The organism is Streptomyces sp. JW3 (genome assembly GCF_052216785.1).
In the GTDB taxonomy this organism is placed as follows: domain Bacteria; phylum Actinomycetota; class Actinomycetes; order Streptomycetales; family Streptomycetaceae; genus Streptomyces.
The window spans coordinates 1-23,064 of record NZ_JBQOUX010000052.1; the positions used below are offsets into that span (position 1 = coordinate 1).

The following is a 23,064-nucleotide window of genomic DNA, read 5'->3' on the forward strand; positions in this document are numbered from 1 at the left end:
GGCCCGGTTCACCCCCGTAACAGGCCGATTCCGCGCCGTTCCGAGGACGGACACCCCCCGCCCCGGCCCCGACCCACCACCCCACGAGTGGGCGCTACGCGCACCCCCACCGGGGCCGCGCGGGCCGCCGCAGGCGCCCCCGGTCAGACCAGCGCGACCAGCGCGACGACCGTGTCGATCGCTCCCAGGGCCACCGCGATGACGGCCGGGAGCGGCCGGGTGCCCGCCCAGGTCCGGCCCATCGCCAGCCAGCCGCAGACGACCGCCGCGGGGCCGAGGAGAATCCCCAGCACGAAGAACCCGGCGACCGCGCACACGACCCCGATGACGGCGAGTGTCGCGCGATCCGGCCCTCCCCCAGTGCTGAACGCCTGGGGGGACCCCCACCCTGACCACGTCCGGCCACGTGAGCGAGGGTGCCTGCGCGTTCCTGGTCCGAAGCTCGTCATCATCAACTCCCTGAACTCCTACTGGAGTTCGGGTACCCCCGAGGAGACGGCCAATCCTCCCGGCAAGGCGCGCTGCCCCCCTCCAGCAGCGCGCCGCAGCCGTCATCCCCCATGTCACCTGCGACACCCACCAAAAGGGGAGGCTTCGCCGGAATTGTCACCCTGATGAGGGAACCGTCAGATATGGCCGACGCCCGCGCCCGCCTCCGCGTTCTCGCCCTTCTTCGTCAGGAACGCCACGAACACCGCCACCACGGCCACCCCCGCCGCGGTCAGCGACGCCAGGCTCATCCCGGAGATGAACGTGTCGTGCGCGACGTCCGCGATCTTCTCGGCGACCGGCGCCGGCGTCCCCGGCGGCACCGGCGCGATCCCCTGCTGCACGCCCTCCGCCGCCGCGTCCAGCTGGGCCGGCGTGAGCTTCGGCAGCCCCGCCTCGGCCCAGTTGCCCGCGAAGTCGTTGTCCACCTTGGAGGCCATCACCGCGCCCAGCACCGCCGTACCGAGGCTGCCGCCGATCTGCATCGCCGCCTGCTGGAGACCGCCGGCCACTCCGGACAGCTCCAACGGCGCGTTGCCCACGATGACTTCGGTGGCGCCGACCATGACCGGGGCCAGCCCGAGCCCCAGCAGCGCGAACCACACCGACATCGCCAGGCTGCCGGTGTCCGTCTCCAGCGTCGACATGCCGTACATCGCGATCGCGGTGAGCGCCATGCCGCCGGCCAGCGGCACCCGCGGCCCGAACTTGGTGATCATCGCGCCCGCCGCCGGCGACCCGACGATCATCATCGCGGTCAGCGGCAGCAGGTGCAGACCGGCGTCGACCGGGCTCATCCCGTGCACGTTCTGCAAGTAGAAGGTGACGAAGAACAGGCCGCCCATGAAGGCGATGGCCATCAGCACCATCAGCACCACACCGGCCGACAGCGGCACCGAGCGGAACATCGCCAGCGGGATCAGCGGTTCCCTCACCCTCGTCTCCCAGAAGGAGAAGAGGCCGAAGCCGACCACCGACACCACGATGAACAGCCACGTCCGGCCGTCGCCCCAGCCCCACTCGGGCGCCTTGATGAGCGCCCACACCAGGCAGAACATCGAGGCCGACAGCAGCACGATGCCGACGATGTCGAAGGACCGCGGCGCGTTCTCCGCGCGGTGGTCCAGCAGGATCAGTACGCCGAGCACCAGGGCCAGCACACCCACCGGCACGTTGATGAAGAACACCGACTGCCAGTTGACGTGCTCCACGAGCACGCCGCCCAGGATCGGGCCGCCGGCCGTGGACGCGCCGATGACCATGCCCCAGATGCCGATCGCCATGTTCAGCTTCTCGGCCGGGAAGGTCGCCCGCAGCAGCCCGAGCGCCGCCGGCATCAGCAGCGCCCCGAACAGGCCCTGGAAGACCCGGAAGACGATGACCGCCCCGATGCTGCCGGACAGCCCGATCGCGCCGGAGGACGCGGCGAAGCCCGCCACGCCGATCAGGAAGGTCTGCCGGTGACCGAACCGGTCGCCGAGCTTGCCCGCGGTGATCAGGGTGACCGCGAGGGCGAGGAAGTACGCGTTGGTGATCCATTGCAGCTCGGACCAGCTCGCGCCGAGGTCCTTGCCGATGGCCGGATTGGCGATGGCCACGATGGTGCCGTCGAGGGCCACCATCATGACCCCGACGGCGACGGTTATGAGCGTGACCCACGGATGGCCGCGCAGCCCCTTGGCCGGCCCGGCGTCCGACGGCCCCCGGTCTCCCGGCCCCGTCGTCTCGATGGTCTGACTAGTCATGCTTTCGAGCTTAGTGACAGCCACTGACAATTGATGAATCAATTCACAAGTCGGTAACTGACATGACACTCCCCTATAGCCTGAGCTGGGGGAAGTGTTGAAGGAGAGGCCATTTGGACACGCTGCGCGAACGCAAGAAGCAGCGCACCCGGGACGCCCTGCTGCGGGCCGCCCTCAACCTGTTCACCGCGCGGGGCTACGAGGAGACGACCGTCGACGACATCGCCGCGGCCGTCGACGTCTCGCAGCGCACCTTCTTCCGTTACTTCGCGGGCAAGCAGGACGCGGCGTTCTACGTGGCCCGCCTCGCCGAGTCGCACTTCGTCGACGCGGTCCGGGCCCGCCCGCCGCACGAGGCGCCGCTGGACGCGCTGCGCGGCGCGCTGACGGACAGCTGGGACGGCATCGGCGCGGCCATCGAGCAGCTCGTCCCGCTCGACGTGCACCTGCGCTTCTACCAGGTGATCGAGTCGACGCCGGCGCTGCTCGCCGCCCATCTGCACCGGGCCACGGAGCTGGAGGAGGAGATCGCGCGGGTGATCGCCGCGCGCGAGGGCCTGGACGTGGACACCGACCCGCGGCCCCGCGTGCTGGTGGCCGCCTTCGGCGCGGTGATGCGGGTGACGGAACGGATCTGGACGACCCGCGGCGACGCCGGCCTCATGGCGCTGCGCGACCTGACGGCCGCTCACCTGGACCACCTGGGACCGGCCCTGACCGGAGCCTGGCGCACGACCCCGACCCCGTCCTCACCCCCACCCCCATCCCCATCCGCCACGACCGAAACGTGATCCGCGCCACTTGACGCACCCGAGACCGTCTCGTTCTCCTAGTGTGTCCTCCCAGTGACTTCTTTCGACACCTCCCCGCAACTGAATGTCTGGCGGGCGCTGCTCGCGCTGGCCGTCGTGTTCGTGATGCTGGCGACCACCGGCTGGACCGCCCTGCGCAACCAGCGGGAGGCGACGGCGCTCCAGGCGTCGGTCACCGCGTGGGAGCACGGCCGCGTCGACGGACGCCGGCTGCCGGACACCGGCGCCGGCCCCGTCCGCCTCGCGCGCTTCTTCGCCTCGCTCACCAAGGCCCAGCGCTCCGCCCTGGCCCGCCGCTATCCGCTCGCCGTGGGCAACATGAACGGCGCCCCCGTGGCCCTGCGCTACCGGGCCAACCGGACCGCGCTCGCGACGGCCCGGAACCAGGAGCGCCGGCGGCTGCACGACAGCCGGCTCTCGCCCGCCGGGCAGCAGGAGGCGGCCGCCCGCATGCACCGCTACGAGCAGTTGCTGCGCCCGGGACGGCACATCCTCGCCTTCGACCCGGACGGCTCCGGCCGGGTCGCCGAGGTGTTCGGCAGCCTGAAGCGGGCCGAGCGGGTGTCCGTCGTCGTGCCCGGCTCCGACACCGACCTGCTCACCTTCCAGCGCGCCGAGCGCGGCTACTCCGCGCCGGTCGGCATGGCCAGGGCGCTGTACCGGGCCGAGCGCGCGGCGCGCCCGGCGACCCGTACGGCGGTGATCGCGTGGGCCGACTACACCGCGCCCAGCGGGCTCGGCGTGGACGCGGCCACCGCGACGCTCGCCGCGCAGGGCGCGGACCGGCTGGACGCGCTGGTGCGCGCGCTGCCGGGCCGGACCCCGGTCTCCCTGTTCTGCCACAGCTACGGCTCGGTGGTCTGCGGTCTGGCGGCCCGTTCGCTGCCCGGCCGGGTCGCCGACGTGGCGGTGGCCGGCAGCCCCGGCATGCGGGTGGAGAGCGTCGCCCGGCTGCACAGCCCGGCCCGGGTGTGGGCGATGCGGGACGCCGACGACTGGATCCAGGACGTGCCGAACCTGGAGTGGGGCGGGCTCGGGCACGGCGCCGACCCGGTCTCCGCCGCGTTCGGCGCGCGGGTGCTGTCGGCGCGTGGCGCCCAGGGCCACAGCGGCTACTTCGCCCCGGGCACGGAGAGCCTGGCGAACTTCGCCCGGATCGGGGTTGGCGCATACCGCTCGGTGGACTGCGCCGGGCAGGACGACGGCTGCCGGGCCGGTTTGTCCGCAGCGGTCAAGGCCGGACGCGCGTAGAGACGGCGGAAACCGCGGCCCGCGCGGGGATAGGACGCGGCGACCGGTGCCGCATACGATGAGCCGCATGGGTGACGTACTGGCCGGATTTCATGCCGCCTGGGAGTTCGGGTCCGACTCCGTGCTCATCCGCTACGAACGGGGGATTCGGGCACCGAAGCTCTTTCAGGCACTGGGGGAACGCCGGGTCCCCCTCGACGCGGTCGCGGGCGTGACGCTGACGCCCGGCAGACGCGGCACGGTCGTGCTGCGCATCGAGCCGCGCGCGGGCGCCGACCCGCTGATGGAGGTGGCGGCGGGACAGCTGAAGGAGTCGTCCGACCCGTACCGGCTGGTGCTGCCGGCCGAGCGCGAGGTGCTCGCCGAGTACTACGCCGACGAACTGCGCGCGCACCTGCCCGGCCCGGACGCCGACCCCGGCCCCGCCGACCGGCATCTGGTCGCCGCTCCCGAGCCGCCGCTGCACTTCAAGGCGTACGACGCGAAGGCGTCCTTCGACGGGACGGCGGTGTCCTTCCGCTGGTTCTGGACCGGGGCGTCGTCGGCGAAGTGGAAGGCCGGCGACCAGACGTTCCCGGTGGCCGCGCTCAGCGGGGTGGAGTGGCGCTCCCCCGAGGTCTTCGAGGGGTATCTGCGGCTGACGCGCCGGGACGAGCCGGATGCGCCCGCGCAGGCCGACCAGGATCCGGCGTCCGTGGTGTTCGGGCTGGGCTACGGGGCGGTGCACGAGTCGCTGCCGTTCGCCGCGGCGGTACTGGCCGCGGTGCGCGAGGCCGGTCCGGCGGCGGGACCGGCCGCGCCGCCGGACCGGTCCCGCCGCGACCCGGCCGACATCGCCGACCGCATCCGGCACCTCGGGGAACTGCACCAGGCGGGACTGGTCACGGACGAGGAGTTCGCGGAGAAGAAGGCGGAACTGCTCGCGCAGCTCTGAGCGCCCAGGATCACGCCCGGTCGTAGAAGCCGATCTTCAGGTCGAGCACGGCCAGCGCGTCCTGGAGTTCCGTGATCCGGGTCAGGACGTCCTGGCGGGTCGTCTCCAGCAGGTCGCGGCGGTCGCCGTAGGTGCTGTCGCCCGCGCGCACCAGTTCGGCGTACCGGACCATGTCGGCGACCGGCATGCCGGTCAGCCGGAGTTTGCCGACGAAGTCGAGCCAGTCCAGGTCGCGGTTGCGGTAGCGGCGCTGGCCGGTGTGCGAACGGTCGATGTCCGACATCAGGCCGATCCGCTCGTACCAGCGCAGGGTGTGCGCGGTCAGTCCGGTGTGGGCGACGACCTCGCTGATGGTGTAGTAGTCCTGGCCGTCGGGGCGCGGGTGGCGCCGGGGCCCCGAGGAGCAGGTGCCGGTGCGGGTGCGGCTGCGGGGGGTGTTCGACCGGGAGGTCACGGCCGTGCTCTGCATCACCGTCATGGCGCCCACGCTATGACCTTGGAGTGCGCTCCAGGCAAGCGGCCCGGCCGAAAATCGCCGGACAGGGCACAGGGTGGATCATTACCGTCCGGTCCATGAGTCTCGTACGCCGGGCCGTGCCCGAGGACGCCGGGGAAGTACTGCGCCTGCGTCAGGTCATGATCGATTCGATGGCGGCCGGGCCCGGCCCCGCCGCCTGGCACGCCGAGTCGCTGCCGACCCTGCGCGGGCGGCTGGCCGCCCCGGACGGGGACTTCGCGGCGTTCGTGGTCGACCACCCGGACCGGCCGGGGGCGCTGGCCGCGCTGGTGGCGGGGACGCTGGAGTACCGGATCGGCCGGGCCGGCAATCCGCACGGCCTGGTCGGGTACGTCTTCAGCGTCGCCACCGACCCGGACGCCCGGCGCCGGGGCTACGCGCGGGCGTGCATGACGGAACTGCTGGCGTGGTTCCGGTCACGGGGCGTCCCGCAGGTCGATCTGAACGCCTCCGCCGACGCCGAGCCGCTCTACGCCTCCCTCGGCTTCGTCCGCAAGCCGGACCCCTCGATGCGGCTCCAGCTCTGAGCCGCCTAGGCTCGACGGCATGTCCCTGAACAGCCTCGCGTCGATCGAGAACTGGCCGGTCCGCACCGCCGCCGCGGGTGTCGTACGGGCGGACGGCACCGTGCTCGGCACCCACGGCCCCGCCGGACACCGCTTCCCGCTGGCGTCGGTCACCAAGCCGCTCGCCGCCTACGCGGCCCTCGTCGCCTACGAGGAGGGCGCCGTCGAACTGGACGAACCCGCCGGTCCGCCCGGCTCGACGGTCCGGCAGCTGCTCGCCCACACCTCCGGGCTGGCCTTCGACGAGCACCGCGTGACGGCCGCGCCCGGCGACCGGCGGCTGTACTCGAACGCCGGTTTCGAGCAGCTCGGCGACCACCTCGCCAAGGCGACCGACATCCCGTTCGCCGAGTACGCCCGGCAGGCGGTGCTGGCACCGCTCGGCATGACGTCGACCACCCTGGCCGGCTCGCCCGCCAAGGACGGCGTCTCCACCGTCGAGGACCTGCTCCGCTTCGCCGCCGAGGTGCAGGCGCCCCGGCTGCTCGACCCGCGCACCGTCGCCGAGGCGATGACCGTGCAGTACCCGGGCGTCAAGGGCGTGCTGCCGGGCTACGGGCACCAGAACCCCAACGACTGGGGCCTCGGCTTCGAGATCCGCGACGGCAAGTCCCCGCACTGGACGGGATCGGGCTCCTCCCCGCGCACCTTCGGGCACTTCGGCCAGTCGGGCACCTTCCTGTGGATCGACCCGGACGCCGGACTGGCCTGCGCGGCGTTGACCGACCGGGCGTTCGGACCGTGGGCGGTCCAGGCGTGGCCGCCGTTCACGGACGCGGTGCTCACCGAAGCGGGCTGAATTCTCCCGTTCCCCGGCGAAACCGCCCCGCTTTCGAGCACATTGAGTGCATGAGCGGTTACGCAGACAGAGTTCCCGGTTACCTGACCTTCCGGGTCGCCCCCCAGGAAGGCCCGATCGCGGCGTTCGCCGAGCAGGAGGCGTGGGAGGCGCGGGAGCGGTATCCCCGGCTGATGGGAGTGGGCCTCGGGGAGTTCTTCCACGCCCGCGCGCTGGACACCGGCGGCTGGGAGTTGTCCGAGTACGGCAACGACACCCCGCAGGGCGCCCGGGACACCATGGGCTCGCACTTCCGGATGCGCGCCAAGGCCGCCGAGGAGGCCGGGGACACCAAGGGCCACCAGACGTGGATGGCCGCCGCGCTGCGGATGGACCGGGAGGTGGTGAACGAGCTCACGGTCGACGGTGAGCGGTTCCGGATCGTCCGGGCCTCGAAGTTCATCCGGATGGGCAACGGCGGCCCCGAACCGCCCCGGCCCTCCGACCCCGACCCGGCCGAGGTCGGCGAGGGCCACAGCGTGCCCCGGCCCACCAAGGGTTTCGTGGTCGATCCGTACACCAGCACCGGGCTCTCCGACAGCCTGCTGAAGTTCGATCTGGTCCAGTTGGTCGGCGCGGGCGCCGGTGCGCCGGACGATGTGCGGGCCGACGCGCGCCGCGCCGCCCACGAGTATCCCGGCGGGGTGCTGCTGCCTGCCGTGTTCATGGTCGCGGAGCGGGAGGACGGGGAGTGGCAGTCGCACAATCCCGGCGCCTCGCACTCCTCGCCGCAGGGCGCGCGCGACGCGCTCGCCGGGTGGCTGCGGGTCATGGCGCCGTTCACGCTGCGGCTGTCGGACGAGAAGAAGGCGGAGTACGCGCGCGGGGCCGACAAACTCGACGACAAGCGCGGCAACAGCCTCACCGTCGACGGGACGCGGTACCGGATCACCCGGGTCGAGCGGCTGGTCCGGATCGGCCCGGACGGACCGGAGGGCCCCCGGCCCAGCGACTACGACCCGGAGGACCCGATCGACGTCCAGGTCCGGAAGCTGAAGGCACAGGGCCTGTGGAAGGAAGAGGACGAACCCCTCGAACTCGACGAACGCACCCTGGAGCTGAAGGCCCTGTGGGAAGCGGAGGAGAAACGCCGCCTGGCGGTCAAGGAACAGAAGAAGAAGCAGAAGAGGAGTTGAGGTGCCCCGTGGTCAACATCCAGACACTCGACCCGACCGCGTCCCCGCTCGACTACTACGGCTGGGAACTGCGCCGCCGTCGTGAGGCGGCCGGACTCACCCTCCAGCAACTCGGCGCGATCATCTTCTGCACGGGTTCGCTGATCGGCCAGATCGAGACCACGAAGAAGGTTCCCACCCGGGACTTCTCCGAACGCGTGGACGCGGGGCTCGGCACGGACGGCCAGTTCTCCCGCCTGATCGGCCTCGTCCTGCGCAGCCAACTCCCCACCTGGTTCCAGCCGTACGCGGAGATGGAGGCGAAGGCTTCTTATATCTCCACGTATCAGGCGCAGTTGGTGTACGGGCTCTTCCAGACGGAGGAGTACGCGCGGGCGGTCCTTGCGACGGGATCGCCGGACGACCTGGAGGGGCTGCTGTCGGCCCGGATGGAACGCCAGCGCATCCTGGAACGGTTGCAGCCGCCGCTGACGTGGGTCGTCCTGGACGAGGCGGTACTGCACCGGCCGATCGGTGGGGTGGGGGTGATGCGGCGGCAGCTGCAACGGTTGCTGGAGTTCAATCGGAGTCGGTGGATGCGTATCCAGGTACTGCCGTTCTCCGCCGGTGAACACCCGGGCCTCGCCGGGGCGTTCAACATCCTGCGCTTCGAGGACCACCCGGACGTCTTCTACACCGAGGACATGATGTCCGGCCACATGACGGCCAGCCCTGAGACCATCAAGGAAGCCAGCCTCCATTACGCTCACTTGCAGGCAGCCGCCCTGTCCGTGAGCGACTCGGCGACGCTGATCGCCCGTGTGATGGAGGAACGCTATGAAGATCGAAGCGAGCAGGACACAGTGGCGTAAGTCCAGCTACAGCGGACCGAACGGCGGCGATTGCGTCGAGTGCACCGTCACCGGCGGCGCCGCCTGGCGTACGTCCTCGTACAGCGGCAACACCGGCGGCGATTGCGTCGAGGTCGCCACCTCCGCCCATGCCGTCCCCGTCCGGGACAGCAAGAACCCCACCGGCCCCGTCGTCACCGTCGGCGGAGCCGCCTGGCGGGTGTTCATAGACGGTCTGCGGTAGTCATCTCCCACACCAAGACCTCCGCGTCCGTCACCCCCTCCGCCGCCAACCCCTCCGCCCCGGTGACGCGCGCCGCGTCGCCGGGGCGGAGCTCCGTTCCGGCGAGGAGCACCGTCCCGCGTACGACATGGACGTACACGTACGCCCCGTCCGGCACCGCCGTCCGCTCCCCCGCCGTCAGGCGCCGTACGTGCAGCAGGGCGCCGGCGGCGGGGAGGGCGTACGGCGTTGAGTCGGCGATGCCGCGGACGATCTCGTAGGAGGGGCTGCCGCCGGGCTCGCGCGGGGCCAGCCACATCTGGACGAAGACCAGCGGCACCGGGCCGTCGTTGCGCTCCACGTGCCGGACGCCGGACGCCGCGCTGAGCCGTTGGACGTCCCCGGCGCGCACCGCCGTCTCCCGCCCCGTGCTGTCCCGGTGGGTCAGCTCGCCCTCGACCACCCAGGTGACGATCTCGGTGTGGCTGTGCGGGTGTTCGTCGAAGCCGGCGCCGGGCGCGAGCCGCTCCTCGTTGCAGGCGATCAGCGCACCGAAGCGGAGGTTGTCCGGGTCGTAGTGCGGGCCGAAGGAGAAGGCGTGCCGGGAGTCGATACCGGCCGCCGGGTCACCTCCCGGGTAGCGCGTCTCGGCGCGGCGTACGTCCATCACGCGGTCCACCGTAGACCCGGCGGCACAGCCAACCATCCCGATAAGGCAGTCTTGTCCCGTGCCCGAACCAGAAGCCAGCAACCCCCCGCCCGCGCGGCGCCCCGCCCATCCGCACTCGGCGACCCTGAAGCGGCTGGAGCAGTCCGCCGGGTCGCTCGCCGCGCAGGCGATCACGCGGATGGACGAGACCCTGCCCTGGTACCGGGCCATGCCGCCGGAGAACCGGTCCTGGATCGGGCTGGTCGCCCAGGCGGGCATCGCCGCGTTCACCGAGTGGTTCCGGCGCCCGGACACCCCGCAGGCCATCTCCACCGACGTCTTCGGCACCGCGCCGCGCGAGCTGACCCGGGCGATCACGCTGCGGCAGACCGTGGAGATGGTGCGCACCACCATCGAGGTGATGGAGTCCGCGATCGACGAGGTCGCGGCGCCCGGCGACGAGTCCGTGCTGCGCGAGGCGCTGCTGGTGTACGCCCGGGAGATCGCCTTCGCCACCGCCCAGGTGTACGCGCAGGCCGCCGAGGCACGCGGTGCCTGGGACGCGCGCCTGGAGTCGCTGGTGGTCAACGCGGTGCTCAGCGGGGAGGCCGACGAGGGGGCCGTGTCGCGGGCCGCCGCGCTCGGCTGGAACTCCCCGGAGCATGTGTGCGTGGTGCTGGGCACGGCGCCGGACGGCGACTCGGAGCTGACCGTGGAGGCGATCCGGCGGGCCGCCCGGCACGCCAAGCTCCAGGTGCTGACCGGGGTGCTCGGGGACCGGCTGGTGGTGATCGCGGGCGGCAGCGACAACCCGCTCGCGGTGGCGAAGTCGCTGATCGGGCCGTTCGCGCAGGGCGCGGTGGTGGCCGGTCCGGTGGTGCCGGACCTGCTCGCCGCGACCCGGTCCGCGGGGGCCGCCGCCGCCGGGCTGAAGGCGGGTTCGGCCTGGCCGGACGCGCCGCGGCCGGTGCTCGCGGACGATCTGCTGCCGGAGCGCGCGATGGCCGGCGACCCGGCGGCCCGGCTCCAGTTGGTGGAGGAGCTCTACAGACCGCTGGAAGAGGCGGGTGCGGCGCTGCTGGAGACGCTCAGCGTCTATCTCGAACAGGCGAGCAGTCTCGAAGGGGCCGCCCGGATGCTCTTCGTCCACCCCAACACCGTGCGCTACCGGCTCCGACGTGTGACTGATGTCACCGGCTGGTCACCCTCGGATGTACGATCCGCCTTCACCCTGCGGATCGCGCTGATCCTGGGACGTCTGGCCGATGGAGATCCACAACTCTAGTCTTTTGTGGAGGGTCCACAAAACCCCTCCTTGTTCTTCGTCCCTGTCCCCACGGGCGGCCACGCCCGTCCCCAAGAGAGAGTGTGAGAGTGCTCGTACTCGTCGCTCCCGGCCAGGGCGCCCAGACGCCCGGCTTCCTGACTGACTGGCTTCAGCTGCCCGGTGCGGCCGACCGCGTCGCCGCGTGGTCGGACGCCATCGGCCTCGACCTCGCCCACTACGGCACCGAGGCCGACGCCGACGCGATCCGCGACACGGCCGTCGCCCAGCCGCTGCTGGTCGCCGCCGGCCTGCTGTCGGCCGCGGCACTGGGTGCCGTCTCCGAGATCGCGCCGGGCGCGGTCGCGGGCCACAGCGTCGGCGAGATCACCGCCGCCGCGTTCGCCGGCGTGCTCGACGACACCGCCGCGCTGACCCTCGTACGCAAGCGCGGCCTGGCGATGGCCGAGGCCGCCGCCACCGTCGAGACCGGGATGTCGGCGCTGCTCGGCGGCGACCCCGAGGTGAGCGTGGCGCACCTGGAGAAGCTCGGCCTGACCCCGGCCAACGTCAACGGCGCCGGACAGATCGTCGCCGCCGGGACGATGGAGCAGCTCGCCGCGCTGGCCGAGGACAAGCCGGAGGGCGTCCGCAAGGTCGTCCCGCTGAAGGTGGCCGGCGCCTTCCACACGCACCACATGGCGCCGGCGGTGGACAAGCTCGCCGCGGCCGCCGCGGAGCTGTCCCCCGCCGATCCCGCCGTGACCTACGTCTCCAACAAGGACGGCCGGGCCGTCAGCACCGGCGCCGAGGTGCTCGACCGGCTCGTCGGCCAGGTCGCCAGCCCGGTCCGCTGGGACCTGTGCATGGAGACGTTCAAGGAGCTGGGTGTCACCGCCCTGATCGAGGTGTGCCCCGGCGGCACGCTCACCGGGCTGGCCAAGCGCGCGCTGCCCGGGGTGAAGACGCTGGCCCTCAAGTCCCCCGCCGACCTCGACGCCGCCCGCGAACTGATCGCGGAACACGGTGCGTGAGAAGGAGCCCGAGAGCATGTCGAAGATCAAGCCAAGCAAGGGAGCCCCGTACGCGCGCATCCTCGGTGTCGGCGGCTACCGCCCGACCAGGGTGGTGCCCAACGAGGTGATCCTGGAGACGATCGACTCGTCCGACGAGTGGATCCGCTCCCGCTCCGGCATCGAGACCCGGCACTGGGCGGGCCCCGAGGAGACCGTCGCCGCGATGTCCGTCGAGGCGTCCGGCAAGGCGATCGCGGACGCCGGGATCGACGCCCAGCAGATCGGCGCGGTCGTCGTGTCGACGGTGTCGCACTTCGCCCAGACCCCGGCCATCGCCACCGCCATCGCCGACCAGCTCGGCACCGACAAGGCCGCCGCGTTCGACATCTCGGCGGGCTGCGCGGGCTTCGGCTACGGGCTGACGCTGGCCAAGGGCATGATCGTCGAGGGCTCGGCGGAGTACGTACTCGTCATCGGCGTGGAGCGGCTGAGCGATCTGACCGACCTGGAGGACCGGGCCACCGCGTTCCTCTTCGGGGACGGCGCGGGCGCGGTCGTGGTCGGCCCGTCCCAGGAGCCGGCGATCGGCCCGACGGTCTGGGGCTCGGAGGGCGACAAGTCCGAGACGATCAAGCAGACCGTGCCCTGGGACCAGTACGCCGCCGAGGGCCACACCAAGTTTCCTGCGATCACGCAGGAGGGCCAGGCGGTGTTCCGCTGGGCCGTGTTCGAGATGGCGAAGGTCGCCCAGCAGGCGCTGGACGCGGCCGGAATCACCCCGGACGAACTGGACGTCTTCATCCCGCACCAGGCCAACGTGCGGATCATCGACTCGATGGTGAAGACACTGAAGCTGCCGGAGCACGTCACGGTCGCCCGTGACATCCGCACCACCGGCAACACCTCGGCCGCCTCGATCCCGCTCGCGATGGAGCGGCTCCTGGCGACCGGCGAGGCGAAGAGCGGCGACACCGCACTCGTCATCGGCTTCGGGGCGGGTCTCGTCTACGCCGCGACGGTCGTTACTCTCCCCTAGGCACTCCGTGCCGGATCATGCGTCCGGGACGGAACGCACCGCCACACCCTCTGAAACACAACGAAGGAGCGCCGTCATGGCCGCCACTCAGGAAGAGATCGTCGCCGGTCTCGCGGAGATCGTGAACGAGATCGCCGGCATCCCGGTCGAGGACGTCGAGCTGGGCAAGTCGTTCACCGACGACCTGGACGTCGACTCGCTGTCCATGGTCGAGGTCGTCGTCGCCGCCGAAGAGCGCTTCGACGTGAAGATCCCCGACGAGGACGTCAAGAACCTCAAGACGGTCGGCGACGCGACCGAGTACATCCTCAAGCACCAGGGCTGATCCGCCGATCAGCGCACTGGGCTGACTGCCCCGCCACCCGGCGGTGGCGCCGTTCGAATCCTCGTATCTGGAGAATGAATTCCCGTGAGCTCGACCAATCGCACCGTGGTCGTCACCGGTATCGGCGCAACCACACCGCTGGGTGGCGACGCAGCCTCTACCTGGGAGGGCCTGGTGGCCGGCAAGTCCGGCGTCAAGCCCCTGGAGCAGGACTGGGCCGCCGAGCAGGCGGTCCGGATCGCGGCCCCGGTGGCCGTGGAGCCGACCGAGACCATTCCGCGGCCGCAGGCCCGCCGACTGGACCGCTCCGCGCAGTTCGCGCTGGTCGCGGCGCAGGAGGCGTGGAAGGACGCCGGTTTCGAGGCCCGCGCCGGTGAGGGCGCGGACGTCGACCCCGACCGGCTGGGCACGGTCATCGCCTCCGGCATCGGCGGCGTGACCACGCTGCTCGACCAGTACGACGTGCTGAAGGAGAAGGGCGTCCGCCGGGTCTCCCCGCACACCGTGCCGATGCTGATGCCGAACGGCCCGTCCGCCAACGTCGGGCTCGCGGTGGGCGCGCGGGCGGGTGTGCACACGCCGGTCTCGGCCTGCGCGTCGGGCGCGGAGGCGATCGGTTACGCCATCGAGATGATCCGCACCGGCCGCGCCGACGTCGTCGTCGCGGGCGGCACGGAGGCGGCGATCCATCCGCTGCCCATCGCCGCGTTCGGCAACATGATGGCGATGTCCAAGAACAACGACGACCCGCAGGGCGCGTCGCGTCCCTTCGACACCGGCCGGGACGGCTTCGTGCTCGGTGAGGGCGCCGGTGTCATCGTGCTGGAGTCCGCCGAGCACGCCGCCGCGCGCGGCGCCCGGGTGTACGCGGAGGCGGTCGGGCAGGGCATCTCCGCCGACAGCCACGACATCGTGCAGCCGGAGCCGGAGGGGCGGGGCATCTCGCACGCCCTCCAGAACCTGCTGGACCGCACCGACCTGGACCCGGCGGAGATCGTGCACGTCAACGCGCACGCGACGTCGACGCCGGCCGGGGACATCGCCGAGCTGAAGGCGCTGCGGAAGGTGTTCGGGGACGACACGGATCACATGGCCGTGTCCAGCACGAAGTCGATGACGGGGCATCTGCTGGGTGGTGCGGGGGGTGTCGAGACGGTCGCGACCGTGCTCGCGCTGTACCACCGGGTGGCTCCGCCTACGATCAATGTGACCGAACTGGACCCCGAGGCTGCGGCCAACGCGGACATTGTCACGGGTGAGGCTCGGAAGTTGCCCGTGGACGGGCGGATCGCGGCGCTGAACGACTCGTTCGGGTTCGGTGGGCACAACGTGGTGCTGGCGTTCCGGACCGTGTGACGCCGTTGGTTTGATGGCCCGGGCCCCTGGTGGGGTTCGGGCCATCGTCGTGTTCGGGTGCGGGTTTCGTTGTGGCTGGGCGCGCAGTTCCCCGCGCCCCTAGGGAGATATCCTCCCCGGCGTTGAAAAGTCAGACCACCTGATGGAGCCACCGCACCGGGGCGCCCTCTCCCGCGTAGCGGAAGGGTTCCAGTTCGTCGTCCCAGGGCTTGCCCAGGAGGTGGGTGAGGTCGGTGGCCAGGTCGGTTTCACCCTGTCGGGCTCGGGTGAGGGCGGCGCGCAGGCGGTCCTCGGGGATCAGGATGTCGCCGTGGATGCCGGTGACGGCGTGGAAGATGCCGAGGTCGGGGGTGCAGCTGTAGCGCTCGCCCTCGTGCCCGGCGCAGGGCTCGGCGGTCACCTCGAAGCGCAGCAGTTGCCAGCCGCGCAGCGCGGAGGCCAGCTTGGAGGCGATGCCGGGCTGGCCCTGCCAGGAGAACTCCGAGCGCCAGGTGCCGGGGGCGGCGGGCTGCCGGATCCAGTCCAGGCTGACGCGCGTGCCGAGTACGCCCGCGACGGCCCACTCGACGTGGGGGCAGAGCGCGCGCGGAGCGGAGTGCACGTACAGAACTCCACGTGTCGTCACCGGAACCTCCGGGCAGAGCGGGACATATCAGGCGGGCGGAACGGCAGCGGCCCGGTGGGCCGTGTTGAGGGCGAGGCTACCGTGCGGGGGCGGGCGGAGTGTGACGTACCGTCGGTCCCGGCAGGGGGAAACCCGTGCCATTCACCCGGCAGGACGCTTGTACGGGTCTGAGACGTTGCTTCGCGGGGCCCCGGGAACCTTGGCGCGGTCTCATGGGTTGGAGACCTTGGCGGGCCACAGGAGGCAGGAGGAGGGATGGGGCGCGGTGTGAGGGAGCGGACCTACCGGGGGCGACGGCGGGCGCGGGCCGGGTGTGCCGTGCTGGTGGCGGCGCTGCTCGGGGTGGGTGGGTGTGACGCGGGCGGTGGTTCGGACGCGTCCGGCGGGTCGTCGTCGCCGAAGCCGTCCCCGACGCCGACGCCGGTGTGGGACCCGAGTCCGGGGTCGGTCGCGGCGGTGGGCGACTCCATCACCCGGGGTTTCGACGCCTGTGCGGTGCTGTCGGACTGCCCGGAGGTGTCGTGGGCGACCGGTGACAGCGCGAAGGTCGACAGTCTCGCCGTACGGCTGCTGGGGAAGAAGGCGGCGGCGCGGAGCTGGAACCACGCGGTGACCGGGGCCCGGATGGCGGATCTGGCCGGGCAGGTCGCGCGGGCCGCCGTGCACCGGCCGGAGCTGGTGACGGTGATGGTGGGGGCCAACGACGCCTGCCGGTCGAGTGCGGCGGCGATGACGCCGGTGGCGGAGTTCCGGGAGCAGTTCGAGGACGCGCTGCGGGCGCTGCGGGCGAAGCTGCCCGAGGCGCAGGTGTACGTGTCGAGCATTCCTGATCTGAAGCGGCTGTGGGCGCAGGGGCGGACCAGCGCCCTGGGCAAACAGGTATGGAAGCTGGGCATCTGTCCGTCCATGCTGGGCGACGCGGACGCGGTGGACGCGGCGGCGACCTCGCGGCGGGCGCGGGTGGAGCAGCGGGTGGCGGACTACAACGAGGTGCTGGCGGAGGTCTGCGAGGCGGACGAGCGGTGCCGGACGGACGGCGGCGCGGTGTACGACTACCGGTTCGGGACCGGGCAGTTGAGTCACTGGGACTGGTTCCATCCGAGTGTGGACGGGCAGGCGCGGCTGGCGGCGATCGCCTACCGGACGGTCACGGCGAAGCAGGACTGATCTTCCGTTGTCCTAGAGTTCGCACATGAACGAACTCTTCGGAACACTTCCGGACAGCACTCCGGTCCACCGCTGGACCCTGGAGCGGGCGGGCGTACGGGTCCGGGTCCTGTCGTACGGCGGGATCGTGCAGTCCGCCGAGGTCCCCGACCGGGACGGGCGGAGGGCGGACGTGGTGCTGGGGTTCGCGGAGCTGGACGGCTATCTGACGCATCCGGGGCCGTACTTCGGCGCGCTGGTGGGGCGGTACGCCAACCGGATCGCGGGCGGCCGGTTCACGCTGGACGGGCAGACGTACACCCTGGCCCGCAACAACTGGCCGAACGCGCTGCACGGCGGGGAGCGCGGCTTCGACAAGTACGTGTGGGACGCGGCGCCGGTCGAGCACGGGGTGCGGCTGCGCCGGGTCTCCCCGCACGGCGAGGAGGGCTTCCCGGGCCGCCTGGAGGTGGCGGCGACGTACACGCTGGACGCGGCGGGCGCGCTGCACATCGCCTACGAGGCGGTCACCGACGCGCCGACGGTGCTGAACCTGACCAACCACAGCTACTTCAACCTGGGCGGCCGGGGAGCCGGGCACGCGGGCGGCCACGAGCTGCGGCTCGACGCGTCCCGGATCACTCCGGTGGACGCGGACCTGATCCCGACGGGTGAGCTGGCGGACGTGGCGGGGAGCCGCTTCGACTTCCGGGCGGCGCGCAAGGTGGGGTCCGGGTACGACCACAACTTCGTGCTGGACAAGGGGGTGACCGGGGCGGCCGAGCAGGTCGCGGAGCTGTACGACCCGGCGTCCGGGCGGGTGCTGACGGTGGCGACCACCGAGCCGGGGCTCCAGCTGTACACCGCCGACCATCTGGACGAGCCGTTCGCGCCCGGGGACGGGATCGCGCTGGAGACCCAGCACTTCCCGGACTCCCCGAACCGGCCCGGCTTCCCGAGCACCGTGCTGGCGCCGGGTGCGGTGTTCCGGTCGGAGACGGTGTACGGGTTCGCGACCCGCCAGCGGTACTGAGCCCCGGCCCGGTCGTCAGGTCCGGGCCGGGGCTGTCTCAGACGGTAATCGGCGCGGTGATGCGCCGGTCCGTGATCGAGCGTCCGGCCTGGAGTTCGTACGAACCCTTCACAAACGACCAGGTGCCCGTCGTCTCGTCCCAGACCTCGAAGGCGCGGCGGGGCAGTTCGACGGTGGCCTCGGCGCGTTCGCCGGGGGCGGCCTCGACGGTGGCGAATCCGGCCAGCCAGCGGGCCGGGCGGGTGGGGTCGGGGGTGGCGGGGGCCAGGTAGAGCTGGACGACCTCGCGGCCGGGGCGGTCGCCGGTGTTGCGCAGCCGGACCTGGACGGTGGCGCCGGTGACCTGGAGGGAGTCGTAGGTCCAGTCGGTGTAGCCGAGGCCGTGGCCGAACGGGTAGGCGGGGGTGCGGCCGGCCTGCTCCCAGGCGCGGTAGCCGATGAATACGCCCTCGGTGTACGGGAGTTCGCCGTCCGCCGGGACGACCTGGGTGACCGGGGCGTCGGCCAGGGCGCCCCAGGTGGTGGGGAGCCGGCCGCCGGGCTCGTGGGCGCCGGTCAGTACGTCGGCGAGCGCGGCGCCGCCCTCCTGGCCGGGGAACCAGCTCAGCAGCACGGCGGCGACCTCGTCGCGCCAGGGCAGTTCCACCGGGGAGCCGGAGTTCACGACCACTACGGTGTTCGGGTTGGCGGCGGCGACGGCGCGGACCAGGTCGTCCTGGCGGCCGGGGAGCCTCAGGTCGGTGCGGTCGAAGCCCTCGGACTCGACGCGTTCGGTGGTGGCGACGACCACCACGGCGGTGTCGGCGCCCCGGGCCGCCTCGACCGCCTCGGCGATCAGCTCGTCCGGGTCACGGACCGGCTCGGCGTGGCAGAGCGCGAAGGTGATGACCTTCATCGGCAGGTCGGCGGGCAGGTCGACGACGTACCGGAGGCTGACGTCGACCGGGTGGCCGGCGATCAGTTCCACCTCGGCGCGGGGCTCGGGGGCGCCGAAGAAGGACAGGAACGGGTCTTCCTTGACCGGGCGCTGCACGTCGTCGAAGCACGTGGTGCCGTCGACGGTGAGGGTGAAGGCGCCCAGGCCCTTGATGCCGAAGGTGTGCGGGCCGCTCTCGCGGGGGGTGAAGGTGCCGGTGAGTTCTACGGTGCGCAGCGCCTCGTGGGTGACGCCGGCGGGGAGGTCGGAGCCCATCCACTGAATGTGGCCGTCGGCGGCGTTCGCGGTGCCGACGACCTCGCCGGCGGCGTCGCGGCAGACGGCGCTCAGGGTGAACCCCTTGGCGGCGACGGCGAGTTCGGTGTTCGGGTCGGCGCCGACGGTGTAGCTGAGGGTGCCCTCGGGGAGGGCGGCGGTGAGGCCGTCGAGGGGGGAGACGATGTGCGCCGGGAAGACGGTGGCGGAGCCGCCGCCGAGGACGCGGGCGTCGCGGGCGGCGGCGCCGATGAGGGCGACGGTGCCCCGCTTGAGGGGCAGGGCGCTGTTCTCGTTGCGGACCAGGACGAAGGAGCGGCGGGCGATCTCGCGGGCCAGCGCGTCGCCGTTCACCGGGGCCGGGAGGTCGGTGACGGCCGGTCCGGCGCCCTGGAGGAGGCCGAGCCGGGCGGCGAGCCGCAGTACGTTGCGGACCGCCGCGTCGACCTTGGCCTCCTCGACCCGGCCGTCCCGCACGGCCTGCGCGAGCGCCTCGCCGTAGACGGTGCCGGGGCCGGGCATCGCCACGTCGAGGCCGCCGTCGAGGGCGCCGGTGGTGGAGCGGGCGGCGGTCCAGTCCGAGACGTTGAAGCCGTCGAAGCCCCACTCGCCGCGCAGCACCTCGTTGACCAGGCGGTGGTGCTCGGTCATGGTCGGGCCGTTGACCGAGTTGTAGGCGGTCATGATGCCCCACGGGCGGGCGTCGGCGACGATCGCCTCGAAGGGGGCGAGGTACAGCTCGCGCAGGGCGCGCTCGGAGACCAGGTTGTTCACGGTGAAGCGGTCGGTCTCGGCGTCGTTGGCGACGAAGTGCTTCACGGTGGTGCCGACGCCGCCGGACTGGACGCCGGTGACATAGCCGGTGCCGATCCGGCCGGTCAGGTACGGGTCCTCGCTGTACGCCTCGAAGTGCCGGCCGCCGAGCGGCGAGCGGTGCAGGTTGACGGTGGGGGCGAGCAGGACGTGGACGCCCTTGCGGCGGGCCTCCTGGGCCAGCAGCACACCGGCCCGGCGGGCCAGCTCCGGGTCCCAGGTGGCGGCGAGCGCGGTCGGGGACGGCAGGGCGACGGAGGGGTCGTCGGCGGTCCAGTGCACGCCCCGGACGCCGATCGGGCCGTCGGACATCACCAGGGAGTCCAGGCCGACCTCCGGGAGCGCGGGCAGGGTCCACATGTCCTGGCCGGCCAGCAGCCGGGTCTTCGCCGCCAGGTCGAGCTTGCCGAGGGCCGCCTCGACGGCCGCTTCCCGTGCCGCTGCCTTCGCCTCTGCCTCTGCAGCTGCCTCTGTCACTGTCTCCGTCACCGCGGTGCCTCCTCGTCGAAAGCCGTTCGTCCCTCCGCTCATCCTGCCCCCGCCCCCTGGTGATCGGTAGGTTTCGTTATATATACGTTACATATGAGCCGTTCGTATGTCGTACGGTGACGCCATGACCAGCAAGGCCAGGGGCAGGAGCGGTGAACGGCGCGCGGAGATCGTGCGGGCCGCCCTGGAGGTGATCGCCGAGCGCGGATACCGGGGCGCGAGCCTGGCCGCCGTCGCCGAGCGGGTGGGGCTCACCCAGCAGGGGCTGATGCACCACTTCCCGACCAAGGAGGCGCTGCTGGTCGCGGTCCTGGCGGAACGGGACCGCTGGGACGCGCTGCCCGCCGAGGGCCTGCGGCTCGACCTGCTCGCCTCGCTGGTCGAGTACAACGCGATGCGGCCCGGTGTCATCCAGACCTTCGCCGCGCTGCTCGGGGAGAGCGTCACGGAGGGGCATCCGGCGCGCGGGTTCTTCACCGAACGGTACGGGCGGGTCCGGGAGTCGATGGCGGAGGTGCTGCGCGCCGAGTACGGCGACCGGCTGCCGGGCGGGCTGTCCCCACAGCGGGCGGCGCCGCTGGTGGTGGCGATGCTGGACGGATTGCAGTACCAGTGGCTGCTGGACCCGGAGTCGGTGGACATGGCGCAGGCGTTCCGGGACTTCCTGGCGCTGCTGGGCGACTCGTGAGCTTTGCGCCGTAGCGCACGTCACTTCCGTCACGTGATACTGCCGCCCATGACTGGTACAGGTGTGCGGATCGTGCGGATCAGTGGACTCGCCCTGGCCCTGGTGTCGGGGCTCGCGGTACCGGCGGTGGCGGCCGCGGACCCGGTGGCGCCGGCGGCCACCGTGGAGGAACAGCGACTGGACCGGGCGGTGCCCCAGGAGATCCTGCGGCGCTCCGGATTCGACTCGGTGGCACCGGCGTTCGCCCGCGCCCTCGGCCGCGCGGACTCCTGCGCCGAGGCCCGCCGCGCGGTGGCCCGGCAGGGCTCGGCGCTGTGGCAGCGGGCGGTGACCCGGGTGCAGGGGCGCGGTCCGGTGCCGGGCGACCTGCCCCGGGACGACGACCGGCCGCTGTACTGGGCCCGGCTGGGGATGACGCGGGAACTGCGGGCCTGGGAGCCCGGCTTCGACCTGACGGACCGTCAGCGAACGGCTTTGATCGAGTCCTTGGAACGCACCTCCCGCGGCCAGGAGGACATCCGGCTGCCGCGCGGTGACCGGTACCGGCGGGTCCTGGTCACCGGGTTCGACCCCTTCACCCTGGACCGGGACATCCGGATCGCCAACCCCTCCGGGGCGTCCGCGCTGGCGCTGGACGGCACGGTGATCGAGACGGCCGCCGGACCGGCCCGGGTGGAGACGGCGGTGTTCCCGGTGCGCTGGGACGACTTCGCGGCGGGCGAGGTGGAGCGGGCGCTGCGGCCGTATCTGCCGAAGGCGGACCTGTTCACGACGGTGAGCCAGGGCCGGGTGGGCCGGTTCGACGTGGAGCGGACCAACGGGGCGTGGCGCGGCGGCTTCGCGGACAACGAGAACGTCTCGCGGACCGGGCTCGTCCCGGTGCCGGCCCCGGCCACCCAGCCGCAGTGGACGACGACCACGCTGCCGTACCGGGAGATCGTGGCGGCGGACACCGGGCGGTTCCCGGTCTACGACAACACGAGTGTGACGGAGATCCCGGCGGGCGGCACCGAGCCCGTGGTCAGTCCGGACGGACCGACCCCCGGGTCGGCGGCGCGGGCCGGGGGCGGCGGGGACTACCTCTCCAACGAGATCGCCTACCGCGCCACGCTGCTCCGCGACCGCCTCGGCCTGCGCGGCAGGCTGCCGGGCGGGCACGTGCACACGCCGGTGCTCCAGTTCGCCGACGGCAACACGACTGAGGTGACCGACGCGGAGTTCGTGCGCAACCGGCGGGACATCGTGGCGCAGGTGCGGGCGATCGTGGGGGTGGCGGTCAGTACGACGTCGGGGCCGGGCCGGGGCTGACCTCGGGGGCGGTCTCGGCGCCGGCGCGGGTCTCCTCGCCCAGGAGTTCGCGGGCGAGGAGGGTGGCGCCGGCGACCGCGCCCGGCATCAGGAAGACCGCGACGAACGGGACCAGGAAGGCCAGGCCGAGCGGGGTGCCGTAGCCCCAGACCAGCATTTTGCGGGAGCGCAGCAGGGTGAGGCGGTCGCGCATCTGGACGCCGCGCCGCTGGAGGGCTACGGAGGTCAGCTCCTCGGTGAGGAAGAAGCCGGTGACGAAGAACCCGATCACGGGGACGACGGTCTGTCCGACCACGGGGATGAAGCCGAGCGCGAAGAGGAGTACGCCCCAGACGGCGGCGCGGACCAGGAGGCGCAGGCTGTCGCGGGCGGAGATCCACAGGTCCCGCCAGAGCGGCAGCTCGGACTCGGGGGCGGTGCCGTCCGGGGAGACGTCGCGGTCGACCCGTTCGGACAGGCTCTCGTAGAAGGGCTGGCCGATCAGCAGGGTCACCGCGGTGAAGGTGAGGACGGCCAGCAGCAGGGCGAGGGCGAACAGCACGGCGGTGAGGAACCCGCGGAACAGGCCGAGCCAGGGGCTGGACCAGTCGTCGGCGAAGGGGGTGGCCCAGCCGACGAAGTCCGCGCCCCACAGGGCGAGGGCCACCAGCGCCGCCGCGTACAGGACCAGGGTGATCAGCCCTGGCAGCAGGCCGAAGCCGTAGCTCTTGCCGTGCCGGGCCACCCAGCGCTGGCCCTGCAGAAGATGGCCGAATCCCGCCCCAAGATCACGCATGGGGGAAC

At 72.3% G+C, this 23,064-nt stretch carries 24 protein-coding genes; 17 read left to right on the forward strand and 7 right to left on the reverse strand.

The features are described 5' to 3' along the window. Nucleotides 1-143 precede the first annotated feature (143 nt). Both ACTT8P_RS21305 and ACTT8P_RS21310 read right to left on the reverse strand, forming a co-directional pair. On the reverse strand, nt 144-452 hold the full coding sequence (locus tag ACTT8P_RS21305) for a small hydrophobic protein (protein WP_442833283.1): 309 nt from the start codon (nt 450-452) through the stop codon (nt 144-146). A gap of 174 nt (nt 453-626) precedes the next feature. After that, nucleotides 627-2,234 carry an MFS transporter gene (locus ACTT8P_RS21310; protein WP_442833284.1) on the reverse strand — a complete coding sequence of 536 codons (1,608 nt, stop codon included), beginning with the start codon at nt 2,232-2,234 and terminating at the stop codon, nt 627-629. Nucleotides 2,235-2,347: 113 nt separating this feature from the next. Between ACTT8P_RS21310 and ACTT8P_RS21315 the strand changes: the two genes are divergently transcribed. The 3 genes from ACTT8P_RS21315 to ACTT8P_RS21325 all read left to right on the forward strand — a co-directional run bounded on the left by ACTT8P_RS21315 (nt 2,348) and on the right by ACTT8P_RS21325 (nt 5,231). Then, nucleotides 2,348-3,025: a TetR family transcriptional regulator gene (locus tag ACTT8P_RS21315; RefSeq protein ID WP_442833285.1), complete on the forward strand. Its 678-nt coding sequence runs from the start codon at nt 2,348-2,350 to the stop codon at nt 3,023-3,025. 54 nt (nt 3,026-3,079) lie between these two features. Continuing rightward, nucleotides 3,080-4,297 (forward strand): alpha/beta hydrolase, encoded by a 1,218-nt coding sequence (locus ACTT8P_RS21320; RefSeq protein WP_442833286.1) that lies wholly within the window; start codon nt 3,080-3,082, stop codon nt 4,295-4,297. Nucleotides 4,298-4,364: 67 nt separating this feature from the next. Then, on the forward strand, nt 4,365-5,231 hold the full coding sequence (locus ACTT8P_RS21325; protein ID WP_442833287.1) for a DUF4429 domain-containing protein: 867 nt from the start codon (nt 4,365-4,367) through the stop codon (nt 5,229-5,231). A gap of 10 nt (nt 5,232-5,241) precedes the next feature. Here the strand turns inward: ACTT8P_RS21325 and ACTT8P_RS21330 are convergent, their stop codons facing one another. Then, nucleotides 5,242-5,709, reverse strand: a complete 468-nt coding sequence (locus ACTT8P_RS21330) for a MerR family transcriptional regulator (protein ID WP_442833288.1) — start codon at nt 5,707-5,709, stop codon at nt 5,242-5,244. Nucleotides 5,710-5,804: 95 nt separating this feature from the next. Between ACTT8P_RS21330 and ACTT8P_RS21335 the strand changes: the two genes are divergently transcribed. From ACTT8P_RS21335 to ACTT8P_RS21355, 5 genes are read left to right on the forward strand one after another with little or no spacing between them, the layout of a single operon-like run. Further along, nucleotides 5,805-6,275, forward strand: a complete 471-nt coding sequence (locus ACTT8P_RS21335) for a GNAT family N-acetyltransferase (protein WP_442833289.1) — start codon at nt 5,805-5,807, stop codon at nt 6,273-6,275. A gap of 19 nt (nt 6,276-6,294) precedes the next feature. Beyond that, complete coding sequence (locus ACTT8P_RS21340) at nt 6,295-7,113, forward strand: serine hydrolase domain-containing protein (protein ID WP_442833290.1); 819 nt, start codon at nt 6,295-6,297, stop codon at nt 7,111-7,113. 50 nt (nt 7,114-7,163) lie between these two features. After that, a complete protein-coding gene (locus tag ACTT8P_RS21345) occupies nt 7,164-8,288 on the forward strand; it encodes a DUF5954 family protein (RefSeq protein WP_442833291.1) in 1,125 nt (374 codons plus the stop codon). Nucleotides 8,289-8,296: 8 nt separating this feature from the next. Then, nucleotides 8,297-9,139 carry a helix-turn-helix domain-containing protein gene (locus ACTT8P_RS21350; RefSeq protein WP_442833292.1) on the forward strand — a complete coding sequence of 281 codons (843 nt, stop codon included), beginning with the start codon at nt 8,297-8,299 and terminating at the stop codon, nt 9,137-9,139. Then, nucleotides 9,105-9,362 carry a DUF397 domain-containing protein gene (locus ACTT8P_RS21355; RefSeq protein ID WP_442833293.1) on the forward strand — a complete coding sequence of 86 codons (258 nt, stop codon included), beginning with the start codon at nt 9,105-9,107 and terminating at the stop codon, nt 9,360-9,362. Before ACTT8P_RS21350 ends, ACTT8P_RS21355 begins: the two co-directional genes overlap by 35 nt. On the opposite strand, the gene ACTT8P_RS21360 is transcribed toward ACTT8P_RS21355, so the two are convergent. Continuing rightward, on the reverse strand, nt 9,343-10,008 hold the full coding sequence (locus ACTT8P_RS21360; RefSeq protein WP_442833334.1) for a pirin family protein: 666 nt from the start codon (nt 10,006-10,008) through the stop codon (nt 9,343-9,345). The genes ACTT8P_RS21355 and ACTT8P_RS21360 overlap by 20 nt on opposite strands. Nucleotides 10,009-10,069: 61 nt before the next feature. Here ACTT8P_RS21360 and ACTT8P_RS21365 point away from each other — a divergent pair, with 61 nt between their 5' ends. The 5 genes from ACTT8P_RS21365 to fabF all read left to right on the forward strand — a co-directional run bounded on the left by ACTT8P_RS21365 (nt 10,070) and on the right by fabF (nt 14,987). After that, nucleotides 10,070-11,275: a PucR family transcriptional regulator gene (locus ACTT8P_RS21365; protein ID WP_442833294.1), complete on the forward strand. Its 1,206-nt coding sequence runs from the start codon at nt 10,070-10,072 to the stop codon at nt 11,273-11,275. Between the two features lie 89 nt (nt 11,276-11,364). Next, nucleotides 11,365-12,288 carry an ACP S-malonyltransferase gene (locus ACTT8P_RS21370; RefSeq protein ID WP_442833295.1) on the forward strand — a complete coding sequence of 308 codons (924 nt, stop codon included), beginning with the start codon at nt 11,365-11,367 and terminating at the stop codon, nt 12,286-12,288. Between the two features lie 16 nt (nt 12,289-12,304). Further along, entirely contained in the window at nt 12,305-13,306 is a 1,002-nt protein-coding gene (locus ACTT8P_RS21375; protein WP_442833296.1) for a ketoacyl-ACP synthase III, read from the forward strand. Between the two features lie 76 nt (nt 13,307-13,382). Beyond that, nucleotides 13,383-13,631, forward strand: a complete 249-nt coding sequence (locus ACTT8P_RS21380; RefSeq protein ID WP_361174319.1) for an acyl carrier protein — start codon at nt 13,383-13,385, stop codon at nt 13,629-13,631. An 84-nt stretch (nt 13,632-13,715) separates the two neighbouring features. Next, nucleotides 13,716-14,987 (forward strand): beta-ketoacyl-ACP synthase II, encoded by a 1,272-nt coding sequence (gene fabF, locus ACTT8P_RS21385; RefSeq protein ID WP_442833297.1) that lies wholly within the window; start codon nt 13,716-13,718, stop codon nt 14,985-14,987. Between the two features lie 130 nt (nt 14,988-15,117). On the opposite strand, the gene ACTT8P_RS21390 is transcribed toward fabF, so the two are convergent. Next, complete coding sequence (locus ACTT8P_RS21390; protein WP_442833298.1) at nt 15,118-15,612, reverse strand: DUF3145 domain-containing protein; 495 nt, start codon at nt 15,610-15,612, stop codon at nt 15,118-15,120. 255 nt (nt 15,613-15,867) lie between these two features. On the opposite strand from ACTT8P_RS21390, the gene ACTT8P_RS21395 reads away from it, so the two are divergent. Together ACTT8P_RS21395 and ACTT8P_RS21400 are read left to right on the forward strand one after the other, a co-directional pair. Beyond that, the gene (locus ACTT8P_RS21395) at nt 15,868-16,779 is read left to right on the forward strand and encodes an SGNH/GDSL hydrolase family protein (RefSeq protein WP_442833299.1); all 912 of its coding nucleotides are present in this window, start codon (nt 15,868-15,870) and stop codon (nt 16,777-16,779) included. Nucleotides 16,780-16,804: 25 nt separating this feature from the next. Then, nucleotides 16,805-17,791, forward strand: coding sequence for an aldose epimerase family protein (locus ACTT8P_RS21400; RefSeq protein ID WP_442833300.1), 987 nt, complete (start codon nt 16,805-16,807; stop codon nt 17,789-17,791). Between the two features lie 37 nt (nt 17,792-17,828). Here the strand turns inward: ACTT8P_RS21400 and ACTT8P_RS21405 are convergent, their stop codons facing one another. Next, the gene (locus tag ACTT8P_RS21405; protein ID WP_442833301.1) at nt 17,829-20,327 is read right to left on the reverse strand and encodes a glycoside hydrolase family 3 protein; all 2,499 of its coding nucleotides are present in this window, start codon (nt 20,325-20,327) and stop codon (nt 17,829-17,831) included. Nucleotides 20,328-20,391: 64 nt separating this feature from the next. On the opposite strand from ACTT8P_RS21405, the gene ACTT8P_RS21410 reads away from it, so the two are divergent. Continuing rightward, a complete protein-coding gene (locus tag ACTT8P_RS21410) occupies nt 20,392-20,973 on the forward strand; it encodes a TetR/AcrR family transcriptional regulator (protein ID WP_442833302.1) in 582 nt (193 codons plus the stop codon). Between the two features lie 48 nt (nt 20,974-21,021). Further along, nucleotides 21,022-22,281 carry a pyroglutamyl peptidase gene (locus ACTT8P_RS21415; protein ID WP_442833303.1) on the forward strand — a complete coding sequence of 420 codons (1,260 nt, stop codon included), beginning with the start codon at nt 21,022-21,024 and terminating at the stop codon, nt 22,279-22,281. Here ACTT8P_RS21415 and ACTT8P_RS21420 read toward each other — a convergent pair. Then, complete coding sequence (locus tag ACTT8P_RS21420) at nt 22,250-23,056, reverse strand: EI24 domain-containing protein (RefSeq protein ID WP_442833304.1); 807 nt, start codon at nt 23,054-23,056, stop codon at nt 22,250-22,252. The genes ACTT8P_RS21415 and ACTT8P_RS21420 overlap by 32 nt on opposite strands. Nucleotides 23,057-23,064: the final 8 nt, after the last annotated feature.